Origin of the sequence: Novosphingopyxis iocasae (assembly GCF_014334095.1) — a bacterium.
Classification (GTDB): Bacteria; Pseudomonadota; Alphaproteobacteria; order Sphingomonadales; family Sphingomonadaceae; genus Novosphingopyxis; species Novosphingopyxis iocasae.
In genome coordinates this window covers 2,683,467-2,696,698 of sequence record NZ_CP060495.1, presented here as the reverse complement: position 1 = coordinate 2,696,698, position 13,232 = coordinate 2,683,467, and the positions used below count along the sequence as shown (strand labels likewise).

The following is a 13,232-nucleotide window of genomic DNA, read 5'->3' as shown; positions in this document are numbered from 1 at the left end:
AATGCCCGGGCTTTTTCTGGTTCCTCTCGGCCATTATTAGATAAGAATTGCGCCAATAGGTAGAATTGCTCTGTATTCCTGTACATGATCGGCTCTACTGTCGGATCGGGAATTCAGGTTCCTCGCGACCGGGTGGCGATGCGCATGTCCAAGCTACTCGCTAAAACCATCGATGCACTTGCCAACGGGTGCTTCCATCACCCGGTCGCACTTCGCGGACCAAGCTATCTGTTTATAATTCCATTATAAGTTGGCCCCTTTTGGCCATGATCTTCATGTTTTCGACCGCGACGATTGGAGTCGCGATCAAAGCAGAGGAGTGACCAATGAAGGAACTCGACACAACCCAGAGCGAGATCATCGATCTCGGCAGCGCATCCGAGGAGACCAAGGGCGACGCCCTGTTCGACATCGATGTGAGCGGCGGTCGTTTGTCCTATGCCACCGGCATGGCTGACGACTGAACCTCGCGAGGGGCGCGTGCCGGACCTGGCCGCGCCCCTTCTCCTCATAGAAAGTTCATGGTCAATCCGGATCCCGATGCTCTCGCGTGGTGCAAGGTGAGCGAACGTTTCATCTTTCTCGACATCGCGCGGGACCGGTATTTTGCCTTGGCGGACGGAGCGCAACACGTGTTTCTCGAAAGGCTCGGCATCGAAGCGGCTGTGTCCTGGCATCAGCCGCCACCAATGCCGCGCCCTGCGGACTGGCTCGTCCCGCAGCGTGTTTCCCATGATATTGGTAACGGACCTTTCCGGCTGGCCGATGTGGCCGCAGCTGTCTGGTCGCAGCGCCGGATCGAACACCGCCTTGCGCGGACATCATTCCAGACGGTCCTCGTTGAACTTCGCCACCTGGCCGAGCAACGCACGCAGGACGATTCCATGAAATTCCGGTCCGGTCCCACCGTGCGTGCTTTCGAGCACGCCCGCCTTCTGCGTTCGGCCGCAGACCGCTGTCTCCCGCGTTCGATCGCGTTGAAATTACGGCTCGCAAAGCTGAGACACCGCACGCATCTTGTTATTGGCGTGAAGGACCGGCCGTTCGGTGCCCATGCCTGGGTCCAGCATGGCGACATTGTGCTGAATGACAGCTTGGAAGAAGTTCGGCGCTACACGCCGATTCTGATAATTTGAAACAGGGCCGTTTCGTGCTTGCCGTCCCGCGTCGGCGTGGCGTCCCGCCGGCCGTTCGCAGAAGCGCAAGTCCTGACGATGTTTGCGGTGACAACGCCTCATTCTGGACCAGCGATGACACTCCCGAAGTCAGTCTGGGGCCGCAAGGCGACCTGATCGGTTGCGTCTTCTCTGCACACACCGCCCGCTCGGTCGACGCTGTCCCGCTATCTGAATTCGAGTCCGCCCAGACCGCCGCCCTACGGCTTGTTCGGGATTACTGGGGCGCCTACGTTGCGGTCCTGCCTGATCCGGGGCGCCGCACTCTTGCATTGCTGGTCGATCCCTCCGGTCTGTTGCCCGTCTACCGTAGAATCGGCCAGACGCATGTGGTGTTCGCGTCCGATGCCTGTCTGCTCGGAGAAGCTGTTGGAGATCGCCTCAAGGTCGACTGGGCCGCGCTCGCGTCGTTCCTTCGCTATCCGGAATTGCGACAGAAACAGACCTGTCTGGCAGATGTCGATGAGCTCACCCCCGGTGCGCTCATGGTGACCGGCGGAGATCGGGAACTTGAACTCCCCGTCTGGAGTGCGTCGGACTACCTTCCTCAAGGGCGCGCTGCGTCGGTTGGCGATGCTGCCGCAGAGCTGAGAGAGTTGGCAACCCGGACCTGCGCTGCATGGACAGACCGGTTCGGACCTGTGGCTGTCGCCACCTCAGGCGGGGTGGATTCCTCTTTTCTGTGCTCCGCACTCGCCGCCGGAGACAGGGATTTCGGATGTATCACGCTGGCGACCTTGGACAGCAGCGGCGACGAAAGCGATTATGCACGGCTGCTGGCCGAACATCTCGGGGCGGATTTCACACGGCGGGTCTATGATACGGCCTATTACCGTCCCACCGTATGTGCCTCCGCCGGTCTTCCACGGCCCGGTCGCAAAGGGTTTCTGACGGTGGTCGACGCGCTGCTTGCCGAAGGGGCCGCCGACCTCGGAAAATCCATCGTTCTCGATGGCAATGGCGGCGATAATCTCTTCTGTTTTCTCCATTCTGCGGCGCCTATCATCGACCGGCTGCGCAACGAGGGACCAAGGGCGGCACTTTTCGAAACTCTGCCAGACATGTGCCGTGTCACCGGTTGCGATGTGCCGACCATGCTGCGCGCGACTGGCAAGCGCCTGATGGGGCGGCGTTCGAAGAAGGAATTCGCGCCAGACAGCCGATTGCTTGCCGATGGGCCCATCCTGGAGGATTTGCCCGAACCGTTGACGCCGTGGCATCGCCTGGCGACCCGGCGCCACACAGGCAAGCGCGATCATCTTGCGCTGATCATGCGCGCCCAGCATCATATGCACGGGTTGGGTCCCGGGCCAGCGCGCTTCTCCCCGCTGATGAGCCAGCCCCTGCTCGAATTTTGCCTCGGCGTCCCCACCTGGACCTGGGTGACAGGCGGTCAGAACCGTGCGCTGGCCCGCGCCGCCTTCGCGGACCTGCTTCCTCGCAGCGTTCTCAATCGCATGTCCAAGGCGGGACCCGACAGTTTCATTCGAGGCGCCTTCGACCGTCATCGCGCCGTGCTTCGTGACCTGCTTCTCGATGGTCTACTGGCGAAACAGGGTGTGATTGATCGCGCAGCTGTCGAGCAGGCTTTCACGCTCGAAACAGCGCGGCGCGGATCGCTGGTCTACCGCCTGCTGGACCTCGTCGAGGCTGAGAACTGGTCGCGCTCATGGGAATGAGCTGCGACCATCCGAGCATCGTAGGTTCTCCCGGGCCGGCGCGCCATCCATCGCCAGCCACCGTGCATATTGCCCTGCCTTTGCCGGGTCGCAGTCGATCCGCTGCATCAACCAGAATTCGAACCATTCCACTGATCGCCGGTAGATTGCCTGACGGTGTGCGGGCTGCCACTTGATGTGGGTCTCCTCTTCCAAGACGTAGAGCTCGATCGGTCGCCCGAGGTGCGAGTAGGTCTCGAAGACATCGAGGCCCGCTTCATATTCGCTGTCGCCGGTCTGGATTAGGATTGGCACATCGACATCATTGACATTGAGAATAAGCGACATGGGTTGCCAGAACTCTTCGGTGCCAGGCTCGAAATGACGATATCCCATCGCGCGTACGAAATCTGTAAAGCGCGGACCCGCGGCGAGTGGGTAAGAATACATGTCTTCGCAGCATGAGCCCATCGAGGCGACCCGGAAGAGGTCCGAATTGATCAACGCCCACTGGACGGTCGACCCGCCATCGCTGAAGCCGCTGATGCCCATCCGCGCAGCATCGACCGCACCGGTATCGATGGCGAGCGAGATTGCGGTTTCGAGCGAGGATTGGACTCTGCGACGGTCGATCCAGTCTGCGCGGTTGGCGCGGGTCAGCTCCTCTTCGGTGGTCGCGCCAAGCGCTGCGGCAGAAAAGTCCGGACGATCGAAACTGAGCACGGCGAAACCGCGGTTGGCCAGCGGATGGATGGGAACCTCGTCCCCGGTACCGCCGCGCAGGAACCCTACACTTGTATATTGCACGACGACCAAGGGATGACGTTGCCCGGCCTGGTGGTCCGGTGGCAGGACAAGATCGGCATAGCTTTCGGCCCCGAAGGCGTTGCGGAACCTGAGGCGCTCAACGGTCCCGAAGGTGCTATCCTTAAGCTGCGGATTGGGATCGTGTATGAGGCGCTCTGCACCGGTGACGGCATCGATTGCAACCAGACGGCGAGGCTGACCGACCCCTTCGCGGCCGCACAGCAATTCGCCGTCGGCCACCATGCATCCGACCAGCGCATCTTCGGTAAGCAGGATCTGGCGCGGCTGCGCCTCACCAAGATCCCATCGCAGAATGGCGGTCTGACTGTTTGCCCAGCCCGTAGCTTGAAGGGCGAGTAGCGCGGTTCCATCGCTCGTCCACCACAGCTCGCGGATCCCTTCGCAGGCCATTTGTTCGCAGACAAGCCGATTACCGTCAGGCCAAGCGACGACAAGCCAGGTGGGGCTGATCAGCCGAGTGGGCTCGCTCGGCTCGAGCCACGCCGCAATCCCCTCGCCATTCTCGGCATAGGCGCGGGCTCTATCGGGGAGGCCCTCTGGCGCTTCGTCCGAGAGCAGGCGCGTTTCTTCCAAACTCGCGACCCGCACTTCGCCATTCGCCAGCGACACATAGCTATAGTGCGTTTCAAGCCGTCCGGTCGGGATTGGCCGATCGGCGAATTGCGGCGAGAAACGCTCGTCGAACAAAAATCCTTCGGCCGCTTCGTGTGCGATAGCCTCTGACTGGATGCGTATCCCGGGGCGCGTTGCGACTATCAGTGCACTTCCGTCGTTCGTCCATGCGAAACTATCGACATTATCGGGAAGGGCGGTCGCCTGTCGCGGTGGTACCGTTCGGTCAGGATCGACCAGCCATACCTGGGTCGAACCGTCCAGCCTCTTGAGATAGCCGATCCGGGAGCCGTCCGGAGACCAGCGGGGCGGGTTGGGCCTGTCCCATCCGCTCATAATCGCGGGGAAGTCGCGGAGCGGGAAATCATCGCGGATGAATTCGCCGCCACGGTCGACCTCGACGTCGGCACCGCTTCCGTCCATCGCCGCAATCATGAGCCTCTGGCAATAGGCGTTGGCTTCCGGATTTGCGCGCTTTACGAGGAAAGCGATGCGCTCGCCGTCGGGCGCTACGCCGAAGGCCCGGGCAGCGCCGAGCGGATTGGCGCGTCCGATGTCGGCCATCCTGACCTGATCATCGAGCGTAAAGGCCCGCTGGCCACTGCCCGATAGATCCCCTGCCACTTCGAAACCTGCACACGGATCTTCTTGCGGTGGCGGCAGGTCCACATGCGGAACGATGGATTGAGACAACGCTGCAGCGAGGGCCAGCGACATCACCAGTGCCTCCGGATACCGAATGCAATAAACCGTCCGATAGGGGAGTAGTTAGTCGAATCAAAAGGCGTATCGGTCGGGCCCGTCTGTCCGATGATCTCGGGTTCGTCATTGAACATGTTTTGTACGGTCAGCGACAGTGTGAGGCCGGGGTTGCGTCCTTCGCCACCGATCACATCGTAGCTCACGCCAAGATCGAGTGTGGCGCTAGGCGACAGGCGTTCCGCCACGCCGAAACGCGGATCTTCCAGTGCTCCTATATAATTGACTGCCGCATTGGCCTTGAAGGCGCCGGCTTCGAAGCGGGCCACGCCGCGTGCGCGGTATTGCGGCGGATTAAAAATCGTCCCGGCGAGCTGAACCTCTGGTAGGTCGGAATTCAGTTGCTGATTGCTGTCGAGCCAGCTGCCAGCGACTTCCAGACCCAGTCTGCGTTGGTTACCGAGGTCGTGGTCCCACGAAATCCGCGCGTCGATCCCTTCGACTGCCCAAACGGCGACATTGCGATTGCGGTTGTCGATGAAGGCTACGACATTCGCCGGATCATAAGGCGAGCCGGAAAAATTTTCGAGGCCGAACAAAGAATTGTCGATCAGCCCAGAAAAGATTGCGGGATCGGGCGAAAAATCGATCAGGCTTGCGTAACCCGGATCGCGAAAACCGGCGACAACCGATCCTGCAATGGGGCGAACCACCCGGTCGCGATAGCGAATGTCATACCAGGTGGCCGACACGAGCAAACCCGGCACTGACGGCGGACGAAATTCGAAACCTGCTGTCCAGCTGCGCGCACGTTCCGAGGTCACATCGGGGTTGCCCCCGCTTGTTATGAAGACGGTTTCCGGAGCCGTACCTGCGCCGAAAATCGAGGCCGGCAGCACGATGGTCTGGTACGGAATGAACCTCTGGTAAAGCGTTGGTGCCTTGAACGATCTCGCCCAGCTTCCCCGCAGGGTCAAGCTTGGGGTGGGTGCGTAGACCAAGCCGATGCGCGGCGTGGTCTGGCTGTCGAGACCGGGATAGCTTTCATGCCGTGCGGCCAGCGAGAGGCTTAGCTCGTCGATACCTCCGATCGCATTGCGCGACGAAACGAACGGGAGGAACAGCTCCCCATAGGCAAAGCGGGCCCGCTGCGTTTCGTCGAAAGCGATAATGAGAATGCCGCCTTCCGAGCGGGAGAAATCGAGCGAATTGTCGCGCAAGCCTGCACCAAATGCGAGGCGCGCATCGCCTCCCGGCAATGCAAAGAGCGGCCCTTCCGCGCCTGCTTCTAAGGACAGGACCTCGTTGCAGAAGCAGCCTTCGGTCACGCTTGTCGGGGCCGACGGCCGTGTAAAGGTCGTGCGGTAGCGCGTCCTGTCGCGTCCAAAAACACCGAGCACCGACAGCTGCCACGAAGCTCCGATATCGACCTTGAGCGACGGTGCGAGCGTGTAGGATTCGACCACTGGATCGGCGGTCTGGCGGAACGTGGAAGACCCGGTGATGCGAACCGAACTGCGCCGCGAATAAAGTGCGTCCACGCTTGCCTCGATACCGGGTGATATTTCGTGATGTCCGGAAAGCGTCACGGCATGCCGTTCCTGTGACGGAAACAGCGTGGTCTCAGGGTCGAGCGAGGCCGCATAGGATCGCTGCCCCGCCTCGATATCGGAGTTGTTGGTGAAATCATAGGCGAGGAAAAATCCGCCGCCATCCCACCGGGTTCCACCGACGATATCGGCCTGCTGGCGAAAATATCCGCCATCGGTGCTCGCGCCGATCTGGGCCGATGTTTCCACGCCTTCGAAATCCCGGCGCAGGATTACATTGACCACGCCGGCGACAGCGTCGGACCCGTATAGCGCCGACGCGCCGTCCGGGACGACCTCGATCCGGTCTACCGCCGCGAGCGGGATTGCCGAAATATCGACCCCTGCGAAGGCGGAATCGTATGGAAGGCGATGGCCGTTGAGAAGCGTAAGCGTCGCATCGGGACCCAGACCGCGCAGGTTCGCACTGGCCGCAGAGTTCACATTGCTGTTGATGAGCCCGGCACCCGAACCCACTCCGGGATTCTGACCGCCCGAGAAATTCTGGGGTAGGCTGCGGATCGCTTCGCCGAGGTCCACCTGGCCGGCCTCGACGATCGTCTCGCGATCAAGCTCGATGACTTCACCGATGACCCGTGCGCCTCGGATTCGCGTTCCCGTGACAACGATCGCAGAACTTTCGTCGTCCAAAGCCGTATCGCCAACCTCGGCAGCGTTATCTTGTGCCTGTTCGCCTGGACTGTCTTGGGCGAAAAGAGGAGGAGCGGCACCTGCAAATGCTGCCCCGGTTAGAAGGACGGAAAGTGTGCGAATTGTCGACGACATTGATATCTCCCTGTTTTGGCGCGGTCCGGCCGCTACAGAGGATGACGCTCGCTTTTCTGAGCACCTTAGTTTCAATTGAAATTAAATTTTGAGTGATCCCTTTGGGCTGGGTGCCTGCAGTCACCAACTGTGACCCAGCGCTTGACGCAAATGCGCAAGAGCTTTCATCATGTGATAGTCGACGGTCGGCAGTGCGATGCCGAGCTCAAGATGTATCTCGCGGTAGGATTTCTTCTCGAAGCGGTTCATCGCGAAGATACGCGCGGTCTTTTGGGGGAGCTCTGCGAGCGCGATTTCCAACACGTGCCGGGCTTCACGAGCGTGTACGGCATCTTCTTGCGCGGCGCGGCTTGGCGCGTCTGCGTTTTCCAGAAGTGGCTGGGTCCTGACCCGGCACTTTTGCCGCCGCGCCTCGTCCACCAGCAAGTTGAATGCAATCCGCCTCAGAAAGCCCGCCGGATTGACGAGTTCCGTTAGCTGCTTGCTGGTCGCCGCACGCAGGAACACGTCCTGTGCTAGGTCGCGGGCGCGTTCGGAGCCCACGCGGCGCGCAAGATATGCGATCAGTCCAGCCCGTTCCTCGCGGTAGAGGGCATCGAGTGTGCGGCGGCGACCGACCGTTCGGCTTAGCTTTGCAGCGCAATATGCGGGGCCCATGCACTGGGGAGATTGGTGCCGAATTTCGGCGGCAATTTGAGTCATGCTTCGAACTTGGAGGCGACCGCAACCTGAGTTCGCCGTGGCGAACTGCGTGCGGGTTCCAGGTCTGTGCCGCCGTCCGGGGCCTGGTTTGTGCCCCTTGATCGGTCCGGCCGCCGGGCCTGCGATGGACCGGCGTGCATGATGTCCGGCGGAAAGATCCACGCGGACGGTGCCAGAATATCAATCCGCGCGCTGTCAATCTGCCCAACATAGGAATGGCTTGCAAGAGGTAAGTAGAGCCGTTTTGGACCCGCTTGTGGCGGCGGTCGTCGCCTTCCCTAAGAAAGCAACGGTCTCGGCGAGCGCCTGATCAAATATGCCCAATATTGGGGAGGCGGCCCCCTAGGTCATGGAATGTCGGCGCGGTGCTGGCGCCTCTAGCGAAATCGGCGAGAAAGGAGGTGCTTCATGGCTCGACCATTTGACAGCAACGACCGGGTCGGCGGATACGACTTTTCGGATTTCGCGCAGGAATTCCTGCGCCGCAATTCCTCTTACCGGCAACAATACGCACGGATCGCCAGCGCTAGCGGCTTCGACGCGCAATCCCCAGCTTGCCGCCGAATGGCGCGTTCATGGGGCCTTGAATTTCCCGATTGATCCCGACCTTTCGGCTCGCAGCGATCCGGCGATCTGGCGAGCCGAGGAAAACCCCAATATTGTAATTCTCAGCGGTAGCGGCGCAGTCAAGGCGGCGCGCGCAGCGTGCGACCTGATCGCCAAACGAGCGAGCAATGCGGGAGATCATCTGGCCCTCGCCGATACTGGCGCTCGTCACCGGCTGCTCGTTATGGCCTCAGCCCGGTTGGGTGGAGACAATTATCTGATCCCTCAAGACCAGTCGGTTCCGATCAGGCTAGCGGCGCTCGATGCGTTTCACCGCTGCGTTGATGGCTCCGCTCTGCCCACCAAGCGATACCCCTTACGGCCCACCACCTATCAGTCCAGACGCCTCCACTTGCTGCTCGCCATACTCGATAATCTGGCCAGAGCGCCTGAGGGTGTCACCCTCCGAGAGATTGCGGGAACCCTCGTCTATCGCGGATTATCCGCGCAACGCGCCATAGACTGGAAATCGTCATCGCAACGCCGACAGACCCAGCGTCTTGTCGCCGAAGCACGGAGGATGGCGTCGCACGGCTATCTCGACCTGCTTCGCCAAAGCCGGTTCCGACCTTTTCAAACGCACTGAATGCACTATGGTTTTTCCTTGGGCAAGCCGCTGAATTTTGTGGCGCGCCCGGATTGGAACCAGACCTTGAGGGTCGCAACTGCAACAGCCGGAAAGGGTGGAATGGAACCGTCTTGTCTGGCACCGAGCAGGCGGTCGGGTGGCGGCGTGTTGGATTGCGTGCTGCCGATCGAACGGCAGGTCTATGTACGCATATCTCGCGGAGGAATTCGCAACTGAACTTATCAATGTTCGTTCGGACACTGAACTCGATGGCGCCCTTAAACAGGTTTCCCGACGCCTTGGCTTCGACCACTTCGCACTTAGCCTGGAGATGCGTTCGACATCGTGCGAGGCACCGGGCTTGCTATTGCACGACTATCCCGACGAATGGGCGAAAGTCTATATCGCCTTCGACCTCGCAGGGCAGGATCCGGTGCGAAGAGCCTGCGACAAGACCATCATCGGTTTTGCCTGGGACTGGATTGACGAACTCGTCCCTCTCACGCGCGGCGACCGTCAGATGCTCAATGTTGGCCGGGAATGCGGAATTGGCAATGGCTATACCGTTCCGCGGCACTTACCCGGGATAGGGCGCGGTACCTGCACCTTTGCTGTTCGACCCGATCGAGAACTGCCCCGACGGCGTTTCGCCGTCGCGGAAGTGATCGGGACGCTGGCTTTGAGCTGTGCACTGGGACTGAGCTCAGAAAGACTCGATGAGAAGGTTCCCTCCCTGACCGATCGGCAGCGGGAGTGTCTGCTCTGGGTTGCAAGAGGGAAGACTGCAGCTGAAACGGCCATGATACTCGAAATCAGTACCGAAACCGTCATTCAGCATCTCAAGATGGCCCGCGAACGCTACCAGGTCCATTGTAAACAGTCCCTCGTCGTCGCGGCGCTGTTCGACGGGTTGATCGGGTTTGCCGACATCATCCGTTGGCGCGATGTCGGATAGACGTGTCACACGAGCTCAAGAGCTTCGGCTAGTCGATCTCCATTTCGTCGACTCAAATGGAGCGTGCATGGTTCACAATGCAGGCATCTCTCTGTGTCGGCAAATCAGAAAATGCCGAAGCCCTTATTCAACCGTTTCTTCAACACAATCACACCATTGAGCCAAGGTCCGATCCCACGCTAGGGTAGACTGAAACCATTTTCTTGAGATCGCTAGTCGTCAGCCCAAGGCGGATCGCGAGACCGAAGAAGTTGATAATTTCGCCATATTCGGGGCCGAGTAAATGAGCGCCCATGATAGTGTCGCTGTCGTTATCGATTATGACCTTGGTTGCAGCGCAGCTTTCGCCAACGCGAAGGTTGGAATACCAGTCGCCGGTGTCATTCTCGACGACGCGGATATCGTGCCCGGCCTCTCGTGCTTCCTCTTCGAGCATGCCAACACGGGCTAGCTCTGGTACGGTAAATACAGCGCTCGGAACTCCCGAATAATCCGGCTTGGTGCCATTGCCCATGAGCATATTGGACGCAGCTACCTTGCCCTCGAAAACCGCGACAGGCGTAAGCGGAGCGCCCTGCGTGTCGGCGGCATCCCCGGCAGCGTAGATTTTCGGGTTGGACGTGCTTTGCAGGTAGGCGTTGACCGCAACGCCCTTGTCACCCGCCTCGACATTGGCTGCGGCCAGATCGAGCTGGTCAATTGCTGGGACGCGGCCCGCGCCGTGGACGACGAGGTCGGCGCGCAAATCTTTCGTTTCGCTGTCCGTTTCTACCGTGACAAGAAAGTCAGTCCCGTCCTTCTTGATCGATTTGAGTGACGTGCGCCGTCGCAGTTGGACGCCGACTTCCTTGCCCCGCGCCACGAGTTTTTCGACGAGATCGGGATCGAAACCTTTAAGCGGTCTCTCGCCACGGTCGATGATGCACACCTCGCTGCCGGCGCGTGCTGCGATATGGCCAAACTCGAACGAGATGAAGCCGCCGCCGATGAACAAGATGCGTTTGGGCAGCGCATCGAGCCGCATGAACTCAGTGCTGTCGGTGAGATGTTCGGCACCGGGCACCTCTATCGGTCGCGGTTTGGCGCCCGTCGCGATCAGGAAGTGGTTTGCCTGGAACTGCCCCTCGCCTTCGATTTCGACAGTATCTTCGCCGACGAAGCGCGCCTTCCCGTGAAGCGTAGTCACGCCGTTGCTCTCCAGACCATTTTCGATCCGGCTGGGCATCTTGTCGGTAAAGGTCTGGGTGAATGCAACCAGATCGGGCCAGCTGATCGCGATGTCGTTCGGCTCGATGCCCTTGCCGTGCATAAGCCGCGCCGCGTCGATGATTTCCGCCCCGCGGCGAAGCATTTTCTTGGGATCGCAGCCGCGTAGGGCGCAGGTGCCGCCATAAGGCAGTTCGTCGACCACCGCGACCGACCAACCTGCAGAGGCGCATTTGTTGGCGGCATTTACGGCTGCCATGCCGACACCCAGCACTATGAGATCGAAGTTTCGCGTATTCATCTCATCGTCCTCCGCAACATGCGGCGCCCGTGCCATCGGCGCGCGCTTCCTGGATTGGCGGGCAGGGGATGGTGCCGAATGAGCAAAAGACGCAGCAATCCCCCACATTGGGGCGGAGTTTCACACCGCAACCTTTGCAATCGTAGAAAAACCAGCAGGCATCGCTCGGCATCGTTTCGATCCTTTTATGCCCGCAAGTAGGGCATGTGATCTCGGACTTCAGTGCGATCATAGCGGGCTCGCGGCAAGGGTCGCTGGATAACCGGCGTCGGTCGACGCCGTTGCGATGGCAGTGGTGGTCGTTTGTGCAGGGTCGAACCGGGCGATGGCGGTTTTCGCCTCGTAATCGATCGTGACGTCTTCCACACCCGCCACGCTCTCCATTGCGCGCCGCACTGTGATCGGGCAGGTCGCGCAGGTCATATTCTCGACCGCAAAGCTCGCCGTTTGCAGGAATGCCGGATTTTGTTGGACCCGTTCGTCGGAGTTTTGCGGCAACAGGGTTGCTGCCCCGATACCCGCTCCGGCCAGCCCCAATACCGCAACTGCGGCGATCATCGTCTTCTTCATCTTTCGAACTCCTAATAGAATAGCGGTGCCCACCAATCGACCGTGGCCGAGGCAGCGATCAAAGCGGTTGCTAGCCATAGGGCGCTCTTGACGATCAGGTTTGCTTCGGGCCGCGCGCAATAGGTTTCGTCTTCGCAAGGTTCGGCTTGCCGAAAATAGGCGTGCCGGAATCCAAGGCCCAGAAAGAGGAGCGCGATGGCGATAAACACCCATTTATAAGGTTCGAGCGCGGTAAGATTGCCGATCCATGCGCCGCCGATGCCCAGGCTCAGCAACAACAGCGGAGCAATACAGCAGGACGAGGCGAGTATCGCGCCGAGCGCGCCTCCACTTGCCCATATTTGGTGCGCATTCTTTTGCGTTTGATCGGTCATGGAAACCGATATAGTCTCTGTAGTAACTACAGGTTCAAGCACTAACTGGCATTTGGCTCATGACAGCATCACAAATGATCAAGCGTGGCGAACTGGCCAAACAGTCGGGCTGCAACCTTGAGACGATCCGCTACTACGAGAAGATCGGTCTGCTTAAGCCGCCCGAGCGCACGGCAACCGGGCACAGGCTCTACTCACCCGGCGACCAGGCGCGGCTCGGCTTTATCCTGCGAGGCCGCGATCTGGGTTTTTCGATCGAGGAGCTAAAAAGCCTGCTCAGCCTTGTCGATTCGCACGACTACAGCTGCGGCGAGGTTCAGGATTTGACCAGTAACCATCTGGCCAGCGTGCGATCCAAGATTGCCGACTTGAGAAGGTTGGAGCAGACCCTTGCCGAAGTATCGGCCCGCTGCGAGGGCGGAAATGTTCCAGAATGCCCCATCATCGATACGCTCTTCGGTCGTGGTCCTGCCGCTCGACCGTGAAGCAATGCCATTGGAGGGGGTACGCGGCTTGAATCTATTTTGATTCTTTCATGAGACCAACCTTTGGCTCAGCCAAGTGCGACGCTGTGACACGGAGCCGCTGATCAGTTCAACCACC

The 13,232-nt window shown here is 60.1% G+C and carries 14 protein-coding genes; 7 read left to right on the top strand and 7 right to left on the bottom strand.

Annotated elements, in window-relative coordinates; genetic code table 11:
* Nucleotides 1-326: 326 nt before the first annotated feature.
* Genes H7X45_RS12890 through H7X45_RS12880 form a run of 3 tightly spaced genes read left to right on the top strand, consistent with a single transcriptional unit; the run spans nucleotide 327 to nucleotide 2,854 of the window.
* Complete coding sequence (locus H7X45_RS12890) at nucleotides 327-464, top strand: benenodin family lasso peptide (protein ID WP_187335239.1); 138 nt, start codon at nucleotides 327-329, stop codon at nucleotides 462-464.
* Nucleotides 465-521: 57 nt separating this feature from the next.
* The gene (locus H7X45_RS12885; protein WP_187335238.1) at nucleotides 522-1,136 is read left to right on the top strand and encodes a lasso peptide biosynthesis B2 protein; all 615 of its coding nucleotides are present in this window, start codon (nucleotides 522-524) and stop codon (nucleotides 1,134-1,136) included.
* Nucleotides 1,133-2,854 carry an asparagine synthase-related protein gene (locus tag H7X45_RS12880; protein WP_214645500.1) on the top strand — a complete coding sequence of 574 codons (1,722 nt, stop codon included), beginning with the start codon at nucleotides 1,133-1,135 and terminating at the stop codon, nucleotides 2,852-2,854. Before H7X45_RS12885 ends, H7X45_RS12880 begins: the two co-directional genes overlap by 4 nt.
* Here H7X45_RS12880 and H7X45_RS12875 read toward each other — a convergent pair.
* The 3 genes from H7X45_RS12875 to H7X45_RS12865 form a co-directional block, all read right to left on the bottom strand.
* Nucleotides 2,843-4,990: an Atxe2 family lasso peptide isopeptidase gene (locus H7X45_RS12875; RefSeq protein ID WP_187335236.1), complete on the bottom strand. Its 2,148-nt coding sequence runs from the start codon at nucleotides 4,988-4,990 to the stop codon at nucleotides 2,843-2,845. The two genes, H7X45_RS12880 and H7X45_RS12875, sit on opposite strands and share 12 nt — an antisense overlap.
* A complete protein-coding gene (locus H7X45_RS12870) occupies nucleotides 4,990-7,212 on the bottom strand; it encodes a TonB-dependent receptor domain-containing protein (RefSeq protein ID WP_187335235.1) in 2,223 nt (740 codons plus the stop codon). Before H7X45_RS12870 ends, H7X45_RS12875 begins: the two co-directional genes overlap by 1 nt.
* 255 nt (nucleotides 7,213-7,467) lie before the next feature.
* Nucleotides 7,468-8,049 (bottom strand): RNA polymerase sigma factor, encoded by a 582-nt coding sequence (locus H7X45_RS12865; protein WP_214645499.1) that lies wholly within the window; start codon nucleotides 8,047-8,049, stop codon nucleotides 7,468-7,470.
* A 408-nt stretch (nucleotides 8,050-8,457) separates the two neighbouring features.
* On the opposite strand from H7X45_RS12865, the gene H7X45_RS15260 reads away from it, so the two are divergent.
* The 3 genes from H7X45_RS15260 to H7X45_RS12855 all read left to right on the top strand — a co-directional run bounded on the left by H7X45_RS15260 (nucleotide 8,458) and on the right by H7X45_RS12855 (nucleotide 10,178).
* On the top strand, nucleotides 8,458-8,649 hold the full coding sequence (locus tag H7X45_RS15260) for a transcriptional regulator domain-containing protein (RefSeq protein ID WP_246449465.1): 192 nt from the start codon (nucleotides 8,458-8,460) through the stop codon (nucleotides 8,647-8,649).
* Nucleotides 8,650-8,839: 190 nt separating this feature from the next.
* On the top strand, nucleotides 8,840-9,241 hold the full coding sequence (locus H7X45_RS15255) for a DUF2285 domain-containing protein (protein WP_246449912.1): 402 nt from the start codon (nucleotides 8,840-8,842) through the stop codon (nucleotides 9,239-9,241).
* A gap of 184 nt (nucleotides 9,242-9,425) precedes the next feature.
* Nucleotides 9,426-10,178: a LuxR family transcriptional regulator gene (locus H7X45_RS12855; RefSeq protein ID WP_047819460.1), complete on the top strand. Its 753-nt coding sequence runs from the start codon at nucleotides 9,426-9,428 to the stop codon at nucleotides 10,176-10,178.
* A 148-nt stretch (nucleotides 10,179-10,326) separates the two neighbouring features.
* Here H7X45_RS12855 and H7X45_RS12850 read toward each other — a convergent pair whose 3' ends face one another.
* Genes H7X45_RS12850 through H7X45_RS12840 form a run of 4 tightly spaced genes read right to left on the bottom strand, consistent with a single transcriptional unit; the run spans nucleotide 10,327 to nucleotide 12,629 of the window.
* Nucleotides 10,327-11,685, bottom strand: coding sequence for a dihydrolipoyl dehydrogenase family protein (locus tag H7X45_RS12850; RefSeq protein ID WP_187335232.1), 1,359 nt, complete (start codon nucleotides 11,683-11,685; stop codon nucleotides 10,327-10,329).
* Nucleotide 11,686: 1 nt separating this feature from the next.
* Nucleotides 11,687-11,857, bottom strand: coding sequence for a GDCCVxC domain-containing (seleno)protein (locus tag H7X45_RS15285; RefSeq protein WP_425498171.1), 171 nt, complete (start codon nucleotides 11,855-11,857; stop codon nucleotides 11,687-11,689).
* A gap of 56 nt (nucleotides 11,858-11,913) precedes the next feature.
* Entirely contained in the window at nucleotides 11,914-12,255 is a 342-nt protein-coding gene (locus H7X45_RS12845) for a heavy-metal-associated domain-containing protein (protein WP_187335231.1), read from the bottom strand.
* 11 nt (nucleotides 12,256-12,266) lie between these two features.
* Nucleotides 12,267-12,629: a mercuric transporter MerT family protein gene (locus H7X45_RS12840; RefSeq protein WP_187335230.1), complete on the bottom strand. Its 363-nt coding sequence runs from the start codon at nucleotides 12,627-12,629 to the stop codon at nucleotides 12,267-12,269.
* A 74-nt stretch (nucleotides 12,630-12,703) separates the two neighbouring features.
* On the opposite strand from H7X45_RS12840, the gene H7X45_RS12835 reads away from it, so the two are divergent.
* Nucleotides 12,704-13,114: a MerR family transcriptional regulator gene (locus tag H7X45_RS12835; RefSeq protein ID WP_246449464.1), complete on the top strand. Its 411-nt coding sequence runs from the start codon at nucleotides 12,704-12,706 to the stop codon at nucleotides 13,112-13,114.
* Nucleotides 13,115-13,232: the final 118 nt, after the last annotated feature.

Excerpts from the sequence above, each read along its gene's own strand:
- H7X45_RS12875 (WP_187335236.1), bottom strand. The coding sequence starts at position 4,990 with ATGTCGCTGGCCCTCGCTGCAGCGTTGTCTCAATCCATCGTTCCGCAT.
- H7X45_RS12840 (WP_187335230.1), bottom strand. The coding sequence starts at position 12,629 with ATGACCGATCAAACGCAAAAGAATGCGCACCAAATATGGGCAAGTGGA.
- H7X45_RS12835 (WP_246449464.1), top strand. The coding sequence starts at position 12,704 with ATGATCAAGCGTGGCGAACTGGCCAAACAGTCGGGCTGCAACCTTGAG.
- H7X45_RS15260 (WP_246449465.1), top strand. The coding sequence starts at position 8,458 with ATGGCTCGACCATTTGACAGCAACGACCGGGTCGGCGGATACGACTTT.
- H7X45_RS15255 (WP_246449912.1), top strand. The coding sequence starts at position 8,840 with ATGGCCTCAGCCCGGTTGGGTGGAGACAATTATCTGATCCCTCAAGAC.
- H7X45_RS12845 (WP_187335231.1), bottom strand. The coding sequence starts at position 12,255 with ATGAAGAAGACGATGATCGCCGCAGTTGCGGTATTGGGGCTGGCCGGA.
- H7X45_RS12865 (WP_214645499.1), bottom strand. The coding sequence starts at position 8,049 with ATGACTCAAATTGCCGCCGAAATTCGGCACCAATCTCCCCAGTGCATG.
- H7X45_RS12850 (WP_187335232.1), bottom strand. The coding sequence starts at position 11,685 with ATGAATACGCGAAACTTCGATCTCATAGTGCTGGGTGTCGGCATGGCA.
- H7X45_RS12885 (WP_187335238.1), top strand. The coding sequence starts at position 522 with ATGGTCAATCCGGATCCCGATGCTCTCGCGTGGTGCAAGGTGAGCGAA.
- H7X45_RS12890 (WP_187335239.1), top strand. The coding sequence starts at position 327 with ATGAAGGAACTCGACACAACCCAGAGCGAGATCATCGATCTCGGCAGC.
- H7X45_RS15285 (WP_425498171.1), bottom strand. The coding sequence starts at position 11,857 with ATGCCGAGCGATGCCTGCTGGTTTTTCTACGATTGCAAAGGTTGCGGT.
- H7X45_RS12855 (WP_047819460.1), top strand. The coding sequence starts at position 9,426 with ATGTACGCATATCTCGCGGAGGAATTCGCAACTGAACTTATCAATGTT.